The organism is Pseudomonas sp. 24 E 13 (genome assembly GCF_900004715.1).
GTDB lineage: Bacteria > Pseudomonadota > Gammaproteobacteria > Pseudomonadales > Pseudomonadaceae > Aquipseudomonas > Aquipseudomonas orientalis_A.
Genome location: NZ_CVTO01000159.1, coordinates 88,946 through 109,429, shown reverse-complemented (window position 1 = coordinate 109,429; position 20,484 = coordinate 88,946). Strand labels below are relative to the sequence as shown.

The 20,484-nt window shown below is 60.0% G+C and carries 4 protein-coding genes and 1 pseudogene; 2 read left to right on the top strand and 3 right to left on the bottom strand.

Annotated features, from left to right (window positions below; all coding sequences use genetic code 11):
* Positions 1–2,322, bottom strand: a pseudogene (locus BFP90_RS26105) (hypothetical protein); the annotation flags it as partial.
* 199 nt (positions 2,323–2,521) lie between these two features.
* Between BFP90_RS26105 and BFP90_RS26100 the strand changes: the two are divergent.
* Complete coding sequence (locus BFP90_RS26100) at positions 2,522–9,706, top strand: NEL-type E3 ubiquitin ligase domain-containing protein (protein ID WP_065898340.1); 7,185 nt, start codon at positions 2,522–2,524, stop codon at positions 9,704–9,706.
* A gap of 16 nt (positions 9,707–9,722) precedes the next feature.
* Here the strand turns inward: BFP90_RS26100 and metH are convergent, their stop codons facing one another.
* Positions 9,723–13,433 carry a methionine synthase gene (metH, locus tag BFP90_RS26095; protein ID WP_065898339.1) on the bottom strand — a complete coding sequence of 1,237 codons (3,711 nt, stop codon included), beginning with the start codon at positions 13,431–13,433 and terminating at the stop codon, positions 9,723–9,725.
* Between the two features lie 163 nt (positions 13,434–13,596).
* Between metH and BFP90_RS26090 the strand changes: the two genes are divergently transcribed.
* The gene (locus BFP90_RS26090; protein ID WP_065895381.1) at positions 13,597–15,903 is read left to right on the top strand and encodes a fatty acid cis/trans isomerase; all 2,307 of its coding nucleotides are present in this window, start codon (positions 13,597–13,599) and stop codon (positions 15,901–15,903) included.
* 52 nt (positions 15,904–15,955) lie between these two features.
* On the opposite strand, the gene BFP90_RS26085 is transcribed toward BFP90_RS26090, so the two are convergent.
* Positions 15,956–20,368 (bottom strand): SET domain-containing protein, encoded by a 4,413-nt coding sequence (locus tag BFP90_RS26085; RefSeq protein WP_065895382.1) that lies wholly within the window; start codon positions 20,366–20,368, stop codon positions 15,956–15,958.
* Positions 20,369–20,484: the final 116 nt, after the last annotated feature.

The following is a 20,484-nucleotide window of genomic DNA, read 5'->3' as shown; positions in this document are numbered from 1 at the left end:
GGCATGCAGCAGCACCATTGCGGTATTGAGCAACAGGTCGATCAACGCCAGTTCGCGGGTCGTTGGGTCGTCGCTGTCCAAACCTGCCAGGTCCTGCTCCAGGCTGGCGACCAGCACCATGAACCAACCCACCAACATGGCGGGGCCCTGCACCAGCGGCAACAGCAATGTATTGAACAGCAGCCACGCGCCTTCCATCACGATGGCCCAGCGGCTCTCGCCGTTGGAAACCGACTCGCGATCAGCCAGGTCGACCAGTGCGCGTGCGGTGCTGCCGTACAGGTGGTTCAACAACTGGCCGTTGACCTGTGATTGAAGCCACTCTCCAGCGCCTTCATCGACCGCCAGGCTTGCGGGCACAGGTTGCCGGGGAGGGCTGAACTCATCCCCGGGCAGGAAGCGAATGATGTGCGGTTCTCTGAAACCGCCGTTGGCGTAGATGGGGCGAGCCCTGTCGCTCAGCCAGGTCAGCACGCTGTCTTGCAGCTCGCCCGGTGCGGCCAGTGCGTCCAGCAGCGCCGGACGTGTCGGGTATTCATGCAGGCAGTCGATATACAGCGGCCGATACAGCAGGTGCGGGCCCGCACTGGCGCCTTTGGTTTCGATAATAAAGACGTTGTTGACTTCATCGGGCTGGGCACCGCTCTTGCGGCACAAGGCCAAGGGGCGCAGGACGATCTCCTGTCCATCGACGAGCCGGTCCGAGGGCATCTCGCCCATCAATGCCTTCACATAGCGATAACCCGTCACGGTGACGCCGTGCTGCTGTCGGATCTTGTATTCCAGCGCCTGCATCGGCAGCTTGACCTTGAGTTCGCGGGTAAACAGCGTTTCCCGGCGCCGCGCGTCGGCGCTGTCGGACAGCAGCAGGTCTTTGATGGTGTGTGGATAGGTACTGCCTATGTCGACACGCTGGATCAACCCGGTACTGCCCAACAGGTAATCTTCGTCGAGCCAGGTCGGCAGCGCCTCGGCGCCTTTGGCTGAGATCTTCAGGGTGCCCTTGGGTTTGCCGGCCAGGTTCTTCAGCGCCAGTTGCGTCAGCGACATTTGCACATGGTCGATAATGCCGGCGCCTCCTGGATAGCCGGCCGCCACGGCGAAGTCCAGTACCACCTCGTCGGGGTCGAAGTCGCCATGATCGGTTTGCATCTGCTTGCGCAATGCAGCGCGGCTGAAGCTGTGGATGTTTTCAATGCCCTCGTTGAACGAGCGCCCCTGGTTTTGTCGCAGCACCCTTGCCATGTCCTGTTGGTGCCGATGGTAGGCAAAACGGTCGTCGGCGCTGGCTTGCGTGAGCCATTCGGGCAATTGGTCGATTATCTTCTGCAGCAACGGGGCGGCAGGTGTCTTGACCTGGGTAAAGAGAACCGCCGGGTCCGTGAGCGTGTCCAGGCGCCGCTCAAGGGTTTTTTCGTCCTGGCCCTGGAACGTCAGGGTGGCGAGGTCTTCCAACTGCTGATTGAGGATCAGGCCGGCCTGTTGTTCGAACACGTTGCCATCAGGTTCGTTGCGTTTCCAGGTGAGCTGGTCGAACTGGAACTGGCGCTGCATCCTGGCGCCCCAGGCGTCACTGAAGTCATCGATTGAGGCAAACGCCTCGATCACGCCGTCCACGCTTTGCAGCAGAACGTTTTGATCACGTATCAACAGCAGGTCCGGGCTCAGCAGGCGGGTTTCTTCTGCGCCTTTGGACAGTGTGCTTTCAATGAAATAGACATGGGTGGTGGGTGTGGCGTGGGGCAGGCGTTCAACGCGCACCGGCCAGGTGGCGACGGCGGTCAGCATGTCCTGTTGGTCTTTGTTCAGGCTTGATTGACCGGCCGCTGCGGCAGTCATCTGGCCGTTGAGAAACTCGCTCAGCCATTGCCAGCGACTGCGGCCGTGGCTGTCGATGGCGCTCCAGTAATCAGCCAGGTCATGCTGAAAATGCAGGTAGAGCGAAGCTCGCACTTGGTCGATGATGCCTGCGATGACCTGCATGTCGATGAGGGGCAGCGCTGCCGGCTTGAGGATTGCCGGTGGCAGTTGCGTCAAGTAGTACGGCAGCTCGCGTTTTGAGCGCCAGTCAAGCAGCTGCGGGTCCAGTACCTGCGCGATAGCGACCTCCATCAGCGGTCGGTAGGTATAAGTGCCGGAGGGGGTTGGACTGGCCAGCTTGACCCTGAGCAAGTCCAGCTCCAGGGAGGGGTAGCGCTCCAGAATGCGGCTGCGCAGCGCATTGAAGACCACTGAGTACAAGGCCTGGCGTGTGGCGAAACGTTGATGGACTGCCTGGGCAGGTAATTGGCTCAGAGGCGTGGGGGTGTTTGGAGGGGGCATGGCAAAGTCCTTTCCTGTCCTGAGGTCGATGATGGAGACACCATTAGGAAATCGACTTTCGCCATTGCCGGTGCGGTATTCGGATACCGCGAGCAGGGCCGATGTTGCGACCGCTCGCGTGCGGTGCCGACCATATATGCACCACCTGGCACCTTGAGCCCCGTGATGTTCTGTCATTCCATTTCAAAGGAGTGACACCATGCCGGATTCATCCCCTGGTTCCGCCGTTGCCAAGCCGCTCGCAGCGACGCAGAGCATTCACGGCGACTTTCTCGAAAAGGCCGTGCCCCAATGGCTGGTCGAGGCAACACCTGCGCGCCGGTCGGCGCTTAAAGACACCGTCGCGGCAGTGCCGCAGTGGTACACGGACGCCACGCCCGCACAGCGCAACAGCGTCAACGCCAGCGTCATAGCCAGCGCTATCGCCCAGGTCCAATTGGACACCACCATGGCGACGTTCAAGGACGTCGACGCATTCGCCAGGCCTTTGCTGCTCAAGGCGTTGAAAGACCAGTACCAGGTGCAGGCCGATGTCGACAAGACCTTCCTGTGCCTGCGCAAGCCACTGGAGATCAGTGTCGCTGAAGTGGAGCTCACCTCGTTCGAGGTCCTGAAACTGTCGATGCTGCAGGCGGCTCAACACAATTTCGAGGCCTGGGAATGCAAACCTGGCGCTTACCACAAGAACTCAACGTTTGTGCTGGAGACCGCCACGCCTGGCACCTTTGAGCCGGCCACCGTGAGCCTGACGGTCAGCCAATTCATGACCCTGTGCCGCAGCCTTGATATCGGCGCGCAGTATCAGACTTACCTGAAGTCGTTCTTCGCACCGGTCGACACGCGCCCTCAACCGCCTCTTGAGCAACACTTCATCGCCAGCCAGAAAGCGGCCATGAAGGCCGCCGCTGAAAGCGCCGTGGTCAATGGAGATATCGAGCCTGCGGATTACACCATGATCCTGTCGGTGATCAACGGTAACGTTTACCCCACGCTCGGCAATAAGCGGGTCTGGCTTCTCGACATGAGCCTGATGAAAAAAAGGCTGACGGGCTGCGTCTATTTTTCAATCGGTGACCGCTACAGCGACGAGTTGATCCTCTACGTCCCCAATCACCCGGATCACCCACTCAAACGCTATACCTCCCGCCAACAAATGCGCGACGAGTGCAAACGCCAGTTCACTGACCGTGCGGGCATGGCGGCCGATGACCCCGCGCCAACGGCATACCAGAAGTTCTTCAGCCAGTTCCTGCCCTATGATCAGAGGCCCTACTATTTCAGCCAGTTCACGCAAAAGTCTGCCGATTCTCCCAGTGGCCCGTTGACCTCGCCTTGGCGATCGGTCGTGGAGTTCGTGTTCGGGCTATCGCCGATCACCCGTATCAGAGAGCTACCCCCTGAAAAGCCGGCGAAGATGGAGCCGGTAAGCGACCCTTACCTGGCGCCCGGTAACTTGATGCCTTACCGCGGTACAGGCACCTTTTCCGGGCTGCTCGACCTTTGGCCCTTCCTGTACGAAAAGCACCGTGACAAGGTCCTGGCCGACGCCCGTGCCCATGCAGTGCCCACCGCTGACGTGGATGCAAAGGCGCGCGAGGCCAAGCTGGCGCACCTGTTCGAAATCGGCATGCTGGCGCTCAACGCAGTCTCCATGTTCGTGCCCGTGTTGGGTGAAGTCATGCTGGCAGTGATGGCTGAGCAATTGCTCTCGGAGACCATCGAAGGTGTGGCCGACTGGGCCGAGGGTGATAAACGGGCGGCCAAGGCGCATCTGGTGGATGTGGCGGAAAATCTCGCCCAGATCGCCGTCATGGCCGGTGTGGGAGTGGCGGTGAGCAAATTCCGGGCTGTCAAGGCTGAACCGGTCATCGAAAACCTCAGTCCCGTGACCCTGCCCAATGGTGAGATGCGCCTGTGGAAGCCGGATTTGACCGGCTATGAAAGCCCCGTGACGCTGGAGGCGGCGTCAGGGCCCAACGCGATGGGCCAATACACGCTCAATGGCAAGACCTATGTTCGCCAGGACGGTCAGGCTTATGAGCAGGTTTTCGATGAGTCGATCAAGCAGTGGCGGATCAAGCACCCAACCAACTCCGAGTTGTACCAGCCGGTTCTGCAAAGCAACGCCCGGGGCGCTTGGCGTCATACCCTTGAGCGACCTGCCGGGTGGGATCGCCTGACGCTGTTGCGGCGCATGGGCCATGAAACCGAAGCGTTTTCCGATGCTGAGTTGCTCAAGGTCGCGGATGTCAGCGGGGTGAGCGACAGTGCTCTGCGTAAGATGCACACGGACCTCGCGGCTCCGCCGCCGGAACTGCTGGACGCCATGCGTCTGTTCAAGGCCGACGCAGGCAGTTCGCAGGTGATCGCGCAGTTGCGGGGCAGCCAACCGATCGACGACCATTATTTATTTGCACTGCCTCTGGTCACCGAGATGCCACGTTGGCCGAGGACTCAGGTACTGGAGGTATTCGAAGGGCCTGAACTCGTTGGCAACTCGGTGAAATACGGTTCTGGTCGCTTGGCGCGTGGAGCGGTTGCGCAGGCGCCGATCCAGATCACCCGCGCCGATGTACTGGGCGGGAAACTGCCCTCGGTGATTCTGGCCGCGCTGGATGAGGCTCAGGTGACCCGTCTGCTGGGCGGCGAAGGTGCTCGCGTACGTGATCTGCGGCCACAGGAGTTCAGCAAGCAAATCGCCGAGTATGCCCAGGCACGCAAACCGGATATTTTTGACAGTATTTACGCGGGAACCGAGCCGCCGGGCAGCCAGGTCAAACTGCTGCAACGTATCTGTCCCGGGCTCAGCGAAGCTGCCGGCGAGGACACCCTGGCTCACGCTTCCGCGCTTGACCTCAAACGTCTGGAAGCGACGCGCCGGGCGCCTTTGGCCATGCTCGAAGAGGCGCGCTGGTACGCGCTTCAAGGGCGACAGACGCGGGCGTATGCCGGTTTACGCAGCGAAACCATGGCCTCGGCGGACAGCCGTCGGCTGGCATTGCACACCCTCGAGAAACTGCCCGGTTGGCCGGACACCTTGCGCCTGGAAGTACGCGAAGACACTGACAGTGGCGTGTTACTGGACAGCATCGGCAGTGATACGGCCCGAAGCAAGAAGTATCTGGTGAAAAAAGGCCCGCGCTTCCAGGCGCTCAATGAGCGTGGGGAAGAACTCAACAGCCTGCCCACCCAGGGCGATAACTTTTATGCCTCGCTCATGCATGCCATGCCCGATGAGGTGCGTCAGGGCCTGGGTGTGCCGGATGTGAGTCAAAACGCGCTGCTGCGCGACAAGATCATCGAGTCCGCAGACCTTTATCGTAACCAGACAGTACGGCTGCTCGAGCCGCAGCGCAAAGGGTTCAAACCACCCGTACGGGTCAAGGACAAGTTGCTGGGCTATTACGCCAGCGGACGAGGTGCGGGCCTGGGCCCGAGCCTTGAGTCACGCGTGCAAGCGCTGTATGGCTTGAGCGATGAGCCGGCCGCGGACTATATCCGCCGCCTGCGAGCGCAGGGCAAGGACAACAGGACAATCTTCAACTATCTGCAAACCCGTGAGCGTGAATACACCACGCTGGTGTCGACACTCGACGGGTGGGTCGGTACCCAGGGCGGCACGGCTGCCGGCACTGCCCTCTTCAATGAAAAAGCCCGCTTGGCACATCAGTTGAAGGAGGCCTGGCGGATGGAGCCGTTGGCAGGAAAGGTGGCTGGCGCCGATCGCTTGCAGCTCTATATCGAAGAGCATCTGCCGCCCTTGACGACCGATTTTTCCCATATTCGTGATTTGACGGTACTCGGAAGGACGATGAACGATGCTGCGATTGACGCTTTCCTGGTGCGTTTTCCTGAAGTGCAGACGCTGTCGATTGGCGATACGTCCCAATTTTGGGGGGCGTTCTCCCAGACGCCCCGATTGTCGCTGACGACACTGCCCCCGGCGGTCTCCAGGATGACCGGTCTCAAAAGCTTGACGTTCGGCTCGGGAGCGGAGCACCTGGCGCCGGAGTTTCTCTCGAGGCTCAATACCCTGACTTCGCTGGAGGCGTTGCATATCGATTATCGCGGCTTCTCCATGGATGCACTCAAACCCCTTGACGTGTCCGCGTTGACGCAGTTGCGCCGGCTGAAAATTGACGCACCTATAGGCCTTTCCCACTGGCCGACCAATGTCGAGAACCTGCCTCATCTGGAGCGTCTCGATTTGAGCCGTACCGCAATTAGCGCGCTGCCTGACACGCTGTATAGCGGGCATGAGCGACTGTGGGCGGGGCTGTCGATGGACTGGTCGAAGTTCACCCGCGAAACCTTCCGACCGGCCTTTGAGTATGCCAGCGCTTATCGCGAGCTCGGGCACCTGGTCGATTTGCACCAGATGGTCAGTGGCTATGCCAAGGGAGAGTTGGCCTCCCTGAGTGGCAATAGGGTTTTGGCTGACGCACTGAATGAAAAAATAATGGCCGCCGCGCAGACCCCAGAGGCACGGGTGGCCCTGATTGACGGCATAAGCGATCAGTACGCCAGCCTTTTTGAGTCGTTCTACTACCCGCCTGTCAACACTGTGCGGCAGTTGAGGTTACGGTCCAGGCCATGGCAGGTGGGACCCAGTGCTCATGTGGTGACCGAGCTTGAAGCCAATTGGTGGGAGGCGGTGGGTGAGCGATATGGCATAGCGGGCAAGGCGTCAGTACTCGAATTACCAGGACCGGTGTATCCAGTGATGAGCTCTGGGGGGCAAGTGAGCAGCGTTGAGCTGCCCCAGTTACCGGCAGCCAGTTTTACTCATGTACGCACGTTACGCATGGGCTGGGTGGGGGAAACGCCCGAGCAGACGCGCGCGTTCATCGGTACATTCAGCGGTGTGCAATCCCTCGAACTCAACGGGGTTGGCTTGACTGAAATACCCATTGGTGCTGGCGATCTTCCCGGCTTGACCCGGCTCGACCTGGCTAATAACAGCCTCGCGATGCCTGCACTGCAGGCACAACTCAGTGATCTGGGCAGCCTGGAACTGCTGGATTTGAGCCGTAGCAACACGCCGCTCGAAGGGATCGATGTGAGCGCGTTGAGGCAGCTCAAGGCGCTGAATATGCGCGGTTCAAGCTTGCAGACCTGGCCGATTGGCGCAGAGAGTCTGCCGCAATTGGCTTGGCTGGACCTGCGGGACAATGGGCTGGTGACCTTGCCGCCTCAGGTGTTGGCCAACGAAACGATTCTGATGAAAACCAACCTGTCGGGTAACCCCTTCAGTACCTCGGGTGAGGCTGCGCTGGCGGCTGCGCGCCAGCGGGTCGAGAGCGCCCAGGGTTTACCGGCGGGCGCACTGGCAGGTTTTGAAGCGCAAAATATACCGCAGGTATTTCCCCCGCGGGAAACGGCCATGACGATGGCCCGTTATCTGTTGCCATTGCCCGAGCCGATTGCAGTGGCCGAAGGGGCTGAAGGGTTTGTCCCACGACTGCAGCAGATCAGCCCATCGGTAAGTGAACAAAGCGCGCAGCAATGGATCGAGAAACTGCGCGAGGGAGGCATGAGTGACTCACAGATCGATAGCCTGTTGACTGCCTGGCACGAGGAATACACGTCTGTGACGCGCCAGTTGAACGGCTGGCTGTATAAATGCGAATTGCCCGATACCGATCTCGCAGACTTCAGCCAGGTGGCTGACCAGCGTCGACGGATCGCGCTCAATATTGTTGAGTGCTGGCAAACCGGTGTTTCAGCCGAGGACGGTTATGCGCTGAGCCTGCACGGCCTGCAAGCCCGTGACCTGCCCGAACTCACGGTGCAGTTCAATAATGTGCATACGCTGAATTTAACCGGTGTGCAGTGCACCGTGTCGGGCGCCGAAGGTTTTCTGCATAGTTTTCCCGCGTTGCGCAAACTGATGCTCAGTGGTAATAGCCTTGGCGCCGTTCCTGAAGCGGTGGCGCGCATGACTCAGCTCGAGGAGCTGGAACTGGCTTCCAATGCCATCAGCGATCCTCAGCCTTTGTATCGCCAATTGGGGGGCGATCACTTGCGCCGGTTGGACCTGTCCAGAAATGACCTGCGTGAGTTCAGCACCCAGGCCTTCACTCGGCTTGAGCACCTGGACCTTAGCTACAATAGCCTTGCAAACTGGCCAGGCGGCGCATTGAACACGCCGAGTCTGCGCACGCTGAACCTGTGCGGCAACGACCTGGAAACATTTCCCGAGGAATTGCTCGATGGCAGCCACGACGTACTGGTACAGGGCACCGACCTGTCCGAAAACGAGTCCCTTTCACGTGAAAGTTTCGAACTGCTAAGGGGGTATGGCACAGGGGCTGTGATGGGGTGGAGCAGGAGCGAGATCGACGGATCGATTGCAGGGTTCGATGAGGACGGCCTGGGTTCTCGCAGTGAGGATGACGAAGGCGATGCTTACGAACCGCTGGAAGTCATTCTTGATCCAGTCGGGGATACGGGGGAGACGGTATTGGCGTCGTGGCTGGAGCACTCGCCGCAGGACCTGGCCGTCTCCAGGCGGCAGTTGTGGCAGCAATTGGTCGATGAACCGGGGCATGAGCGGTTTTTCCATCTGCTCGAACGACTGCGCGATACCGATGAGTACCGGTATGTGGCGGCTGACCTGACCCGGCGGGTATGGACTGTGATTGACGCGGCTGCCGGCGATGCGCAGATGCGAGAGCTGTTGTTCGTGGCCTCTGAAACCCACGGCACCTGTATCGACGGACGCATTCTCACGTTCAGCTCAATGGAAGTGCTGGTGTTCGAATCGGATGTGCTGAGCGGGGTTGCGACGCTCGATTTGCAGACAAGGGGCCAACGTCTGCTGCAACTGTCCCGGCAATTGTTCCGGCTGGACCAGGTCGATGGATTGGCCGAGACCAATGCCGTAGGGCGGGACCGAGCCGAAGTGAGGCTGCAATACCGGATCGGCATGACGCGTGGCTGGCCCGACGGGCTTGAGCTGCCGGGTCAACCCAAGCATATGGCATTTGGTCGACCGATCAGCGGGCAGTTGGTGATCGATACCCGTGCCCGGGTGCTTGCGGCCGAAGCGTCGGATGCGTTCTATGAAAGCCTGGTTGCCCGCGACTATTGGGCCAAATACCTGGAGGAACGCTACCCCGATGAGTTTCAGACCCTGAGCAACGAAGCTGCCGCACGCCATGAGGGTGTGGAGGACGAATATGTTGGCAGGCTGCCGGGTACCGACCTCCAGGCGCGCTACGACGCGGCAATCACCCAGCTGGAGGTTGAGCGAAGTAGCGCACGGGTGCAGCGGCTGCTGGATTTGTCGCGCAGGGAGGTCGAGGCGTTGCAGGCGGCAGGCCCGGCGTTACCACAGTCAGGCCCGGCGTCGCCACAGCCGGGTCCGTCGTCACGGCAGTGACGAGCCGGGCAGGCCGTCAGTTGTCATAGCCCAGGTTCGGCGCCAGCCAGCGCTCCGTCACGCTGAGGTCCTGGCCTTTGCGTGCGGTGTAGCTGGCAACCTGATCCTTGTCGACCTTGCCCACCGCAAAGTACTGCGCCTGCGGGTGGGCAAAGTACCAGCCGCTGACCGCCGCCGCCGGGAACATCGCGTAGTGCTCGGTGAGGAATACGCCGCTGCGGCCGGCCTGCATTTCACGGGCCTCAGGGTCGAGCAGTTGGAACAACTGGGCTTTTTCAGTGTGATCCGGGCACGCCGGGTAGCCGGGGGCAGGGCGGATGCCGCTGTACTGCTCCTTGATCAGCGCGTCGTTGTCCAGTTGCTCGTCCCTGGCGTAGCCCCAATAATGCTTGCGCACTTGCTGGTGCAGCCATTCGGCGCAGGCTTCGGCGAGGCGGTCGGCGAGGGCCTTGACCATGATCGAGTTGTAGTCGTCGCCCGCGTCCTGGTAGGCCTTGGCCACTTCCTCGGCGCCGATGCCGGCGGTGGTGATAAAGCCACCGATGTAGTCGGTCACGCCACTGTCTTTAGGCGCGACGAAGTCGGCCAGGGAGAAGTTCGGCTTGCCGTCGGTCTTGATGATCTGCTGGCGCAAATGATGCAGTTTGGCAATCGGCTGGCCGTCGTCACCGTAGACTTCCAGATCATCGTCCTGCACCTGGTTGGTTGGCCAGAAGCCGAACACCGCACGGGCGCTGATGAGTTTTTCGTCGATCAGCTTCCTGAGCATTTCCCGGGCGTCGGCGTACAGCGCGGTGGCGGCTTCACCCACCACTTCGTCGTCAAGGATGCGCGGGAATTTGCCGGCCAGGTCCCAGGAGATAAAGAACGGTGTCCAGTCGATGTACTCGGCCAGGACATTGAGGTCGATATTGTCCAGCACTTTGGCGCCGGTAAAGGTCGGCACCACCGGGGTGTAGCTGCTCCAGTCGAACTGCGGCTTCTTGGCGATGGCCGCCGGGTAGCTCAGGCGCTCGGTGCGGGCGCTGCGGTTGGAGGTGCGCTCGCGCACGTCGATGTATTCCAGGCGGGTCTTCTCGACGAAACCGGCCTTCAGTTCCTTGGACAGCAACTGGGTGGCCACGCCCACGGCACGGGAGGCATCGGTGACGTAGATCACCGCGTCATTGCTGTACTTGGGCTCGATCTTCACCGCCGTATGCGCCTTGGAGGTGGTGGCGCCACCGATCATCAGCGGCAGGTGGAAGTCCTGGCGCTGCATCTCACGGGCCACGTGCACCATCTCATCCAGGGACGGCGTGATCAGGCCGGACAGGCCGATAATGTCGCACTTCTGCTCTTTGGCAACCTGCAGGATCTTCTCCGCCGGCACCATCACGCCGAGGTCGACGATGTCATAGCCGTTGCACCCGAGTACCACGCCGACGATGTTCTTGCCGATGTCATGCACGTCGCCCTTGACCGTGGCCATCAGGATCTTGCCCTTGGCTTCCGGCTTGTCGCCTTTCTCCAGCTCGATGAACGGGATCAGGTGCGCCACGGCCTGTTTCATCACCCGGGCCGATTTCACCACTTGTGGCAGGAACATCTTGCCGGCGCCGAACAGGTCGCCAACGATGTTCATGCCCGACATCAGCGGGCCTTCGATCACTTCGATCGGGCGCGCGAACGACAGGCGCGACTCTTCGGTGTCTTCGACGATATGGGTGGTGATGCCCTTGACCAGCGCATGTTCCAGGCGCTTGTTGACGTCCCAGCCGCGCCACTCTTCGGTCTCGGCTTCCTTGACACTGCCGTCGCCCTTGTACTTGTCGGCAATCGCCAACAGGGCGTCGGTGCCGTCCGGGGTGCGGTTGAGCACCACGTCTTCCACCGCGTCGCGCAACTCGGCCGGGATCTGGTCGTAGATCTCCAACTGGCCGGCGTTGACGATGCCCATGGTCAGGCCGTTGCGGATCGCATACAGCAGGAACACCGAGTGGATCGCCTCGCGCACCGGGTTGTTGCCCCGGAACGAGAACGACACGTTGGACACGCCACCGGAGGTCAGCGCATACGGCAGCTCGTCACGGATATAGGCACAGGCGTTGATGAAATCGACGGCATAGTTGTTGTGCTCCTCGATGCCGGTGGCGACGGCGAAGATATTCGGGTCGAAGATGATGTCTTCCGGCGGGAAGCCGACTTCATTGACCAGGATGTCGTAGGAGCGCTTGCAGATTTCTTTCTTGCGCGCCTCGGTGTCGGCCTGGCCGGCTTCGTCGAACGCCATCACCACCACGGCGGCGCCATAGCGCTTGCACAGTTTGGCGTGGTGAATGAACTGCTCGACGCCTTCCTTCATGCTGATGGAGTTGACGATGCCCTTGCCCTGGATGCACTTGAGGCCGGCTTCGATCACTTCCCATTTGGAGGAGTCGATCATGATCGGCACGCGGGAGATGTCCGGTTCGCCGGCGATCAGATTGAGGAAGGTCACCATGGCTTTCTTCGAATCAAGCATGCCCTCGTCCATGTTGATGTCGATCACCTGGGCGCCGGCTTCCACCTGCTGCAGGGCGACTTCGAGGGCTTCGGTGTAGTTGTCTTCACGGATCAGGCGGGCGAACTTGGCTGAGCCGGTGATGTTGGTGCGCTCGCCGACGTTGACGAACAGCGAACTGCGATCAATGGTGAAAGGCTCCAGGCCGGACAGGCGGCAGGCCTTGGGAATGTCCGGGATCGGCCGTGGTGCGTAACCGGCCACGGCCTTGGCGATGGCTTCGATATGGCCCGGCGTGGTGCCGCAGCAGCCGCCGACGATGTTGAGGAAGCCGCTCTGGGCGAATTCTTCGATGACCTTGGCGGTTTCCGAGGGCAGTTCGTCGTACTCGCCGAATTCATTGGGCAGGCCGGCGTTCGGGTGGGCGGACACGTGGGTGTTGGCTTTGTTCGACAGCTCTTCCAGGTAGGGGCGCAGTTCGCTGGCACCGAGGGCGCAGTTCAAGCCGACCGAGATCGGCTTGGCGTGGGCCACGGAGTTCCAGAACGCTTCGGTGGTCTGGCCCGACAGGGTACGGCCGGAGGCATCGGTGATGGTGCCGGAAATCATGATCGGCAGTTCGACGCCCAGTTCCTCGAACACGCCTTGCACGGCGAAGATCGCGGCCTTGGCGTTAAGCGTATCGAAGATGGTTTCGATCAGGATCAGGTCCGCGCCGCCTTCGATCAGGCCCTTGGTGGCTTCGGTGTAGTTTTCCACCAGTTCATCGAAGGTCACGTTGCGATAGCCAGGGTTGTTCACGTCGGGTGACAGTGAGCAGGTGCGGCTGGTGGGGCCGAGTACGCCAGCGACGAAGCGCGGCTTGGCCGGGTTCTCGGCGGTCTTGGCGTCGGCGATCTTGCGGGCCAGGCGTGCGCCTTCAACGTTCAGTTCGTAGGCCAGTTCTTCCATGCCGTAGTCGGCCATGGAAATGCGGGTGGCGTTGAAGGTGTTGGTTTCGAGGATGTCCGCACCGGCATCCAGGTAGGCCTTTTCGATCCCGCCGATCACATCCGGGCGGGTGAGCACCAGCAGGTCGTTATTACCCTTGACGTCGCTCGGCCAGTCGGCGAAGCGTTTGCCACGGTAGTCCTGTTCCTCGAGCTTATAGCTCTGGATCATCGTGCCCATGCCACCGTCCAGGATCAGGATACGTTCCTTGAGGGCGTGGTGAAGGGCTTGCAGACGAACGCTACGATCGGACATGGGACTACTCTGGTCAGGCATTTCGGGGGGCGTGAATGATAACAAACCTGTGCCGGATTTAAGCAAGATGGGTTCTGCATGAATATCGCTCATGTTGCAGGCAGTCATGGCTAGGTAGAATCATCGCAACTTTCACTGCACGCCTTGAATCGGGACCGGATACATGTCACTTCGTTTAATTGTCAGCGCCGTTCTGGCCTTGATGGCCAGTACCGTGCAAGCAGAGGCTGTGCCGGTAAATCACCCCGCTTCGACGATTTCCTATACCCGCGACATCCAACCGATCTTCACCGAGAAGTGCGTGGCGTGCCATGCCTGCTACGACTCCGCCTGCCAGCTCAACCTGGGCAGTGCCGAGGGTGCGACGCGGGGCGCGAGCAAGATGCCGGTGTATGACGGTGAGCGCAGCACGGCCACGCCGACCACGCGCTTGTTTTATGACGCGTTCGGCAAACAGGCCTGGCAGCAGAAGGGCTTCTATTCAGTGCTGGATGCCCAGGGCAGCCAGGCCGCCTTGATGGCGCGCCTGCTGGAACTGGGCCATAACGCGCCGCTGCAGCCCAATGCCAAGCTTCCCGACGAGATTGTGCTGGGCTTGAACCGCGCCAATATGTGCGCGACACCGGGTGAGTTCAGTGCCTACGCCGGTAGTCACCCCAGGGAAGGCATGCCGCTGGCGGTCACCGGCCTGACCGACCAGCAATACCAGACGCTGCAACGCTGGCTGGCCTCCGGTGCGCCGATCGACGAGCAAGGCCTGGCCCCCAGTGCCAGGGAAGCCCTGCAGGTACAGCAGTGGGAAAACCTGTTCAACCAGCCGGGCGCTCGTGAAAGCCTGGTGGCACGCTGGTTGTTCGAGCATTTGTTCCTCGCCCACCTCTATTTCGAAAACGGTGAACCGGGGCATTATTTCCAGTGGGTTCGCTCACGCACGCCGAGCGGCCAGCCTATCGATCTGATCGCCACGCGGCGCCCCAACGACGACCCCGGCACCCAGGTGTACTACCGACTGTGGCCGGTGCAGGGCGTGATCGTGCATAAAACTCATATTACTTACCCGTTCAGCGCCGCGAAAATGGCGCGTATCAAGGCGCTGTTCTACGCCGGTGACTGGCAAGTGACAGCCCTTCCGGGCTATGGCCCCGGCAGCCGTGCCAACCCGTTCGCCACCTTCGAAGCCATCCCGGCCAAGGCCCGCTACCAGTTCATGCTGGATAATGCCGAGTACTTCGTGCGCACGTTCATCCGCGGGCCGGTGTGTCGTGGGCAGATCGCGACCGACGTAATTCGCGACAACTTCTGGACCCTGTTCCAGGACCCGGACCACGACCTGTACATCACCGACGCCCGCTATCGCGGCCAGGCCACGCCGCTTTTGGCCATGCCCGGGCAGAACGATGACGTGGGCAGCGTGCTGAACCTGTGGTTGGCTTATCGCGACAAGCGCAATCAATACGAAGCCCTGCGCCGTGACAACTATGCGGACCTGCCGGCGCCAGGCTGGTCGACCCTATGGGCGGGCAATGACAACGCCTTGCTGAGCATCTTTCGCCATTTCGACAGCGCCTCGGTGAACAAGGGCCTGATCGGCGCAGTGCCGCAGACAATGTGGCTGTTCGACTATCCGCTGCTGGAGCGCACCTATTACCAGTTGGCGGTGAATTTCGACGTGTTCGGCAATGTGTCGCACCAGGCCCAGACACGCTTGTACTTTGACCTGATCCGCAACGGCGCCGAGCAGAACTTCCTGCGCCTGATGCCGGCCGATACCCGCGAGGATTTCCTCGATGACTGGTACCAGAACAGCGGCAAGCTCAAGCTGTGGCTGGACTACGAAGCCATCGATGACGACAAGCCAAGCGGCTTGCACCTCAACGAAACCGATCCGAAACGCGACTTCGCCAACCAATTGTTGGCCCGCTACGGCAACCTCAATGCCAGCCCGGACCCGATCAACCGCTGCGCCGGCGCCTTTTGCTCGCGTGACGGTATCGCATCGGCCCTGCAGGACGCGGAGCAGGCGCTGAGCCGCCTGACATCGCGCCCGGCGGCGGGTCTCAAGGTTATCGAGCAACTGCCTGAAGCCACCATGCTGCGCATTGAAACGCCCAGCGGCGAACGGGTGTTCTACAGCATGCTGCGCAACCGGGCTCACAGTAACGTAGCGTTTCTGTTGGGCGAGGCCTACCGCTATCAACCGGGGCTGGACACTGTGACTATCTACCCGGGCGTATTGAGCAGTTACCCGAACTTCATGTTCAACATTCCCACCCAGCAAGTGCCGGAGTTTGTGGCGCAGATGGAGCAGGCCAAGAGCGCCAAACGCTTCGAGAAAATTGTCGATCGCTGGGGCGTGCGCCGCAGCCATCCGCAGTTCTGGAACTACTTCCACGACCTGTCACGGTACATCCACGAAACCACGCCCGAGGAAGAGGGCGTATTGGACATGAACCGGTATGAGAACCTGTAGCTACGTTTATTGATACGGTCGGCTAATCGGTTGTGGCTGGCGCGGCGCTGGATCACTGGCCGATGTATTTCCAGTAGTGTTTGCCGTAGTCCATCAGCAACTCTGTCCCGGCAGGAATTTTCTTCGAGGCGACGAGAAAAATCATATAGTTGCCGACCCTCACGGACCTTACGTTTTCGATCCCCTGGCTTACAGCATTAGGCACGCGGGTCGCGTTGATCAGGCTCAGCACATTGCTGTTGCCGTGGCCGCTGAGGGTCGCACCCTGGGTGGCCGTCTCGAATAAAAAAGTGCTGACGGCTGTCGCTCCCTCTTTACCTTTCGCCACTATTTCTTCATTCAGCGAGTGCCGGTTGACATGCAGTTTGCCGGTATAGGGCCCAATGACCTCAAAGGGTTCAATGTCCACCCTGGCGACTACCGAGAGGCCTCGTTCCGGGCCGTAGGGTAACTTCGCCACCTGCAGGGTACGGTCGAGCCTGTCATGATGCCGGCCTTCTTCGGTGACCCATTGCTGGATACTCTTGGTCACCGCATTGCGCACTTTCATACGGCGCGGGGCAGGCAAGCTGTTGAACAGGTTGTGGTCGGCAACGATTTCGATGTTTTCAACCGGCCCTTCCAGACGACTCGTCAAGCTGAGTTCGACGTTGTTGGGGTCCTGGAGAATCGCAGCATTGTTGTTGATCTGATGACCGTAGGACGGGGCAACTGATGTCGAGGGGAGTTGGCCGGCTATTTCCGGGTCTTCGGTACGCGGGCGCTTCGGACTGCCTGGCCCGTCGATAAGTAGCGAACCTTTGCGCGCGATCAACGGCCCTGACGGCGTGTTGGGCCAGAGCTGCAGTAGGTTTTTACCAGCCCTGGTCAGGCTGCCGTTCTCTTTGACATAGATACTCCATTGCACTGGGTTGAGGTCATGCTGTTCGACAAACGTCGTCATCAAAGGCTTCAGGTCCCTGGAGTTTCGAAGGTTGTTCCAGTCGTTCAAGTGTTTGTAGGTCAGCAGGTTGAACGACTCGTTTTTGGCGTTTTTGGCGAAGACTTTTCCATGAGCGCTATAGACACCCTGCAGGTTTATGTACTCGCCAAAGAGTCTGGGGTCCAGGTTGCGTTGGGCACAGAACCCTGAAAGGGTCAGTGCATTACGTTCTGTTTGCGACAGCGCGCGCCAGCTTTCTGTGTCGGTGTAGGTCACCTCCGTGCGAGCATGGGTTGCACGGTCGAGGACCTTGCGCCCAAGGGGTGTCAAGTGGTCTGAAGCGTGAACGAATTGTCGAAATACAGAGGGGTCCAGCTTGTGTTTTCTTTCGAATGCACGCATCGCGCGATTCAGCGTATTTTCACTTTCTTCGGACCATTTGGTCAGCACTGATGGTGGGATGATGCTGTCCTTGTCTGGCGCCCCGCCTTGCAATCTGACCGAGTACCAGTGCCCAGATTTCACCGACGTCAGATTGACAGGCAGGGTCAGGTTGTTGCGCCGGTTTACCAGGGCCACCGAAAAACTGTTCTGCGTGCCTTCTGCAATCTCCTCCAGGTAACCGTAGCCCTGCTCTCTGATCTGGTATACCGCAATGCGGCCTTTGTGATCGACGTTGCAGATGAACTTCTGGTTGTATTCTGGTCGGAAAAACACACCGCGGATGTCTGGCTTGAGGCCACTGATCAAGTGTGGCTTGACCGCGTATTGTTTGATCAGCGGGTTATTGTTGCTGATGACTGTCACAGGCTCGCGAAAGCGTGGGCCGAATACGCTATTGGAGTCAGCGTTGATCAGCCGGTAGTCGGGGGCGTCAAGGGTGCCGACGTTGCGCATGGGGATGTTCGCAAAACCATCCACTGTAAACAATTGATCACCGACCTGACGCGGCGTCCATACCGCCGGGTCGACTGAAACCATATGGCGGGCCGCAACCGCTCCGTCACGCAACTGCGCAATGCCCAGGCGAGCATGCCGCAGCGCAATGCTGCCCAGGCTGATGAGGCCGAAGCGTCCCAGTTTGAGTATCGCGGATACTGCCGCCAGAGGGTTGAGTTCCTGAAAAATGGAAATGACCAGCTTTTTGGTCAAACTGGACAGATGAGGTAAAGCGAGACGGATACCCGACTGGCCGGCGTGGACCACCCACCGCGTGCACCCTGCAATGTATTTGCCGACAGGCACACCAAAGGACACGATGTCGGTGAAAAGACCAAGGCTTCCAGACTCGATTCGCTGTGGATCGCCGGAGCTCAGCTCATCAATTGATCCCCAGAACGGCACAAACATTTTTCCCCAAAACGAAATGTCTTCCACAAAGTCGCGGCTGATATCCATCTCTCTGGTGGCTTTGCGGGTTTGCTCGAGCAATGTTTGTTCATCGCAGAAGAACAGTTCGCGCGCGATCATGCTCGCCAGCGCCTCGGCACGCGTCGAGTGCAGCGTGTTGGGGGCAAACGACTGCACCTGTGCCGGCTGGCCGGATGCGCTCGGCGGCTGTGTGGGTGGGGCGGTGATGACGCCGGGCAGAGGCTGGCCGAGTTGCTCGATGATCAAGGTAGCGGTCTGGTCGAGGGCAGGTCTTGCGGCGTGGCGATAAGCATTCCAGTCAAAGGGTACTTCGGTGCCTTTCCTGAAGCTGCCTCGGCCCGGTCGGGTGCTGGAACCCACCCGTTCAACTTTGATTTCTCCGCCTGTCAGCAGGTTTTTGATGTCATCACGCAGGCGAACGGCGCCGATGCCGGGGAACATTTCGATGTACTTGGGAGGGCCGGGAAGCAGCGGGCATTCCATGCGGATGATAAACCCGGCGCGCCCGCGTACGGCATCGGTGTTGCGTTTGTTTTCGTGTTCAAGCTGCGTGTCATGCAAGGGCTCTCTCAGGGTATAGATCGTTACTTCATCGCAGTCGATGTTGCCTTGCCACAAGGGTAAATACTGCGCAAGCAACCCCTTGATCAGGGTTTTGTAAGCTGCACGGGGGGTTTCCAGGTACTCACCAAATGCCCGATCAAACTCGACATCCGAGGCGAAACGAAAGCGGCTGGGCGGCTTGAGTACAAGGTTCTGCACGGCGGTCTTCATTTCGCTTTCGTGTTGCTCCAGCGCGTGCAGTGCCTTTTCGATGTCGCCGCGCGAATAGCCTGAGCGGCTCACGGGAAGTACGCCGTTTTCCACTGCCCAGGTCAGCGTCGGTGTGACTTTGGCGGCCGCCACCAGCGCCTGCTGCCTCGGGCTGTCAGCATGCACGCGTAAAAGCTCGGCCGGCAGGTTGAGCAATTGCTCGAACGTCAGGTGCCGAGACGATCCGGGAGCAATGGCCTCGGCCAGGATAAAACCGCTTTTGAAGTTGACCCACGCACTGGAGGTGCCATAGGGCAAATCGTCAGGAACGTCCTCAACCCACACTTCGCTGGCAACGTTTGCCTTGGCCACACACATGGCGAGACGCGCGGCGTGCGGGCTCAGCGCCAGTGTGCGTTGGTAGTCCTTGATTAATGATTGACGAATCCGCCGGTAGTCGACCGCAGGAGGTATGAACGCTTTGAGTTCATTATCGTTGTAGGAGTGGGGATCGGGCGTGATCGTCAACCAGAGCGCCCGCAATAGAAGCTTTACCTTGACCTCGCTCGGGCACTCTTCGCCGTCTTCGGCGCCATACCAGTCCAGCGCCGTGGCGATACGTTGGCCCAGCGCCAAATTCCTTGGCCGACTGAGAATCCACTCCAGCAGCACAGTGGGCCGGCTGTCGAGGTCGGTTTGCTGTGCAGGCGTGAGCAGTTTGGGCATTACCCGGGCGAACAGCGCCTGTTGCGCCTCACTCTCTATTTGCCGTATGACGCTCAGGATGCTCTTGTCATCTTCGGGGTCCAGCAAGTGCTCCAGGTCACTGACATGCCCATCATGCCCCAGGGCATACAGCGCCCGATGTTCTCGCAGGTTATTTTCAACGGCCTTCCAGTGCGCCTCGGTGGTGGGTGTGAAGGGGGTGATCGAGTAATACGCAAGGACCAGATCCACCCGTACGGTGCCATCGCTTTTGATCCCGTTCCCGACGGTTTGGTGGATCGCCAGCAACACATCAATCTGGTTGGCGAAATACAGCGGGGCGTGACGTAGCACCACCGGCTTGCCGCCGATGTCGAACACTTCGGGCAGCGAGGGAATGGGCGACCTGCTCGAACTCAGCAGTTGGGATAGAAAGTCGTAAGGGAAGTCACCGAGTGGAGAGTTGTTGGTTTTCGGTGTTTGATTCACAAACGCCAGGAAATCTTCATCGGCCTCAAGGAGGCCGAGAACGCGAAAGGCGTCTTTGCATTCGCGGCCTAATTCGGAGTCCACCGGGGGCCGATAATAGGCGGTGGACGCCGTTGCGCCGGGAACGTCGAACATCAGTTTTGTTACGAAATCGAGTAGATGATCAATGTCCGATGGCCGCCTCGGTGCGGTTCTGGACAGAAGTTGGGAGAGGGTACGGTTCATTAAAACCTCGTGAGGTGTTCAGGAACGCTGATGTAGGGGACAGGGAGAGCGTCGCGCGCCATGAATCCCTTCAAAGCGCTGGATGTGAGAGTTGACGCGCCCCCGGAATCAACGGT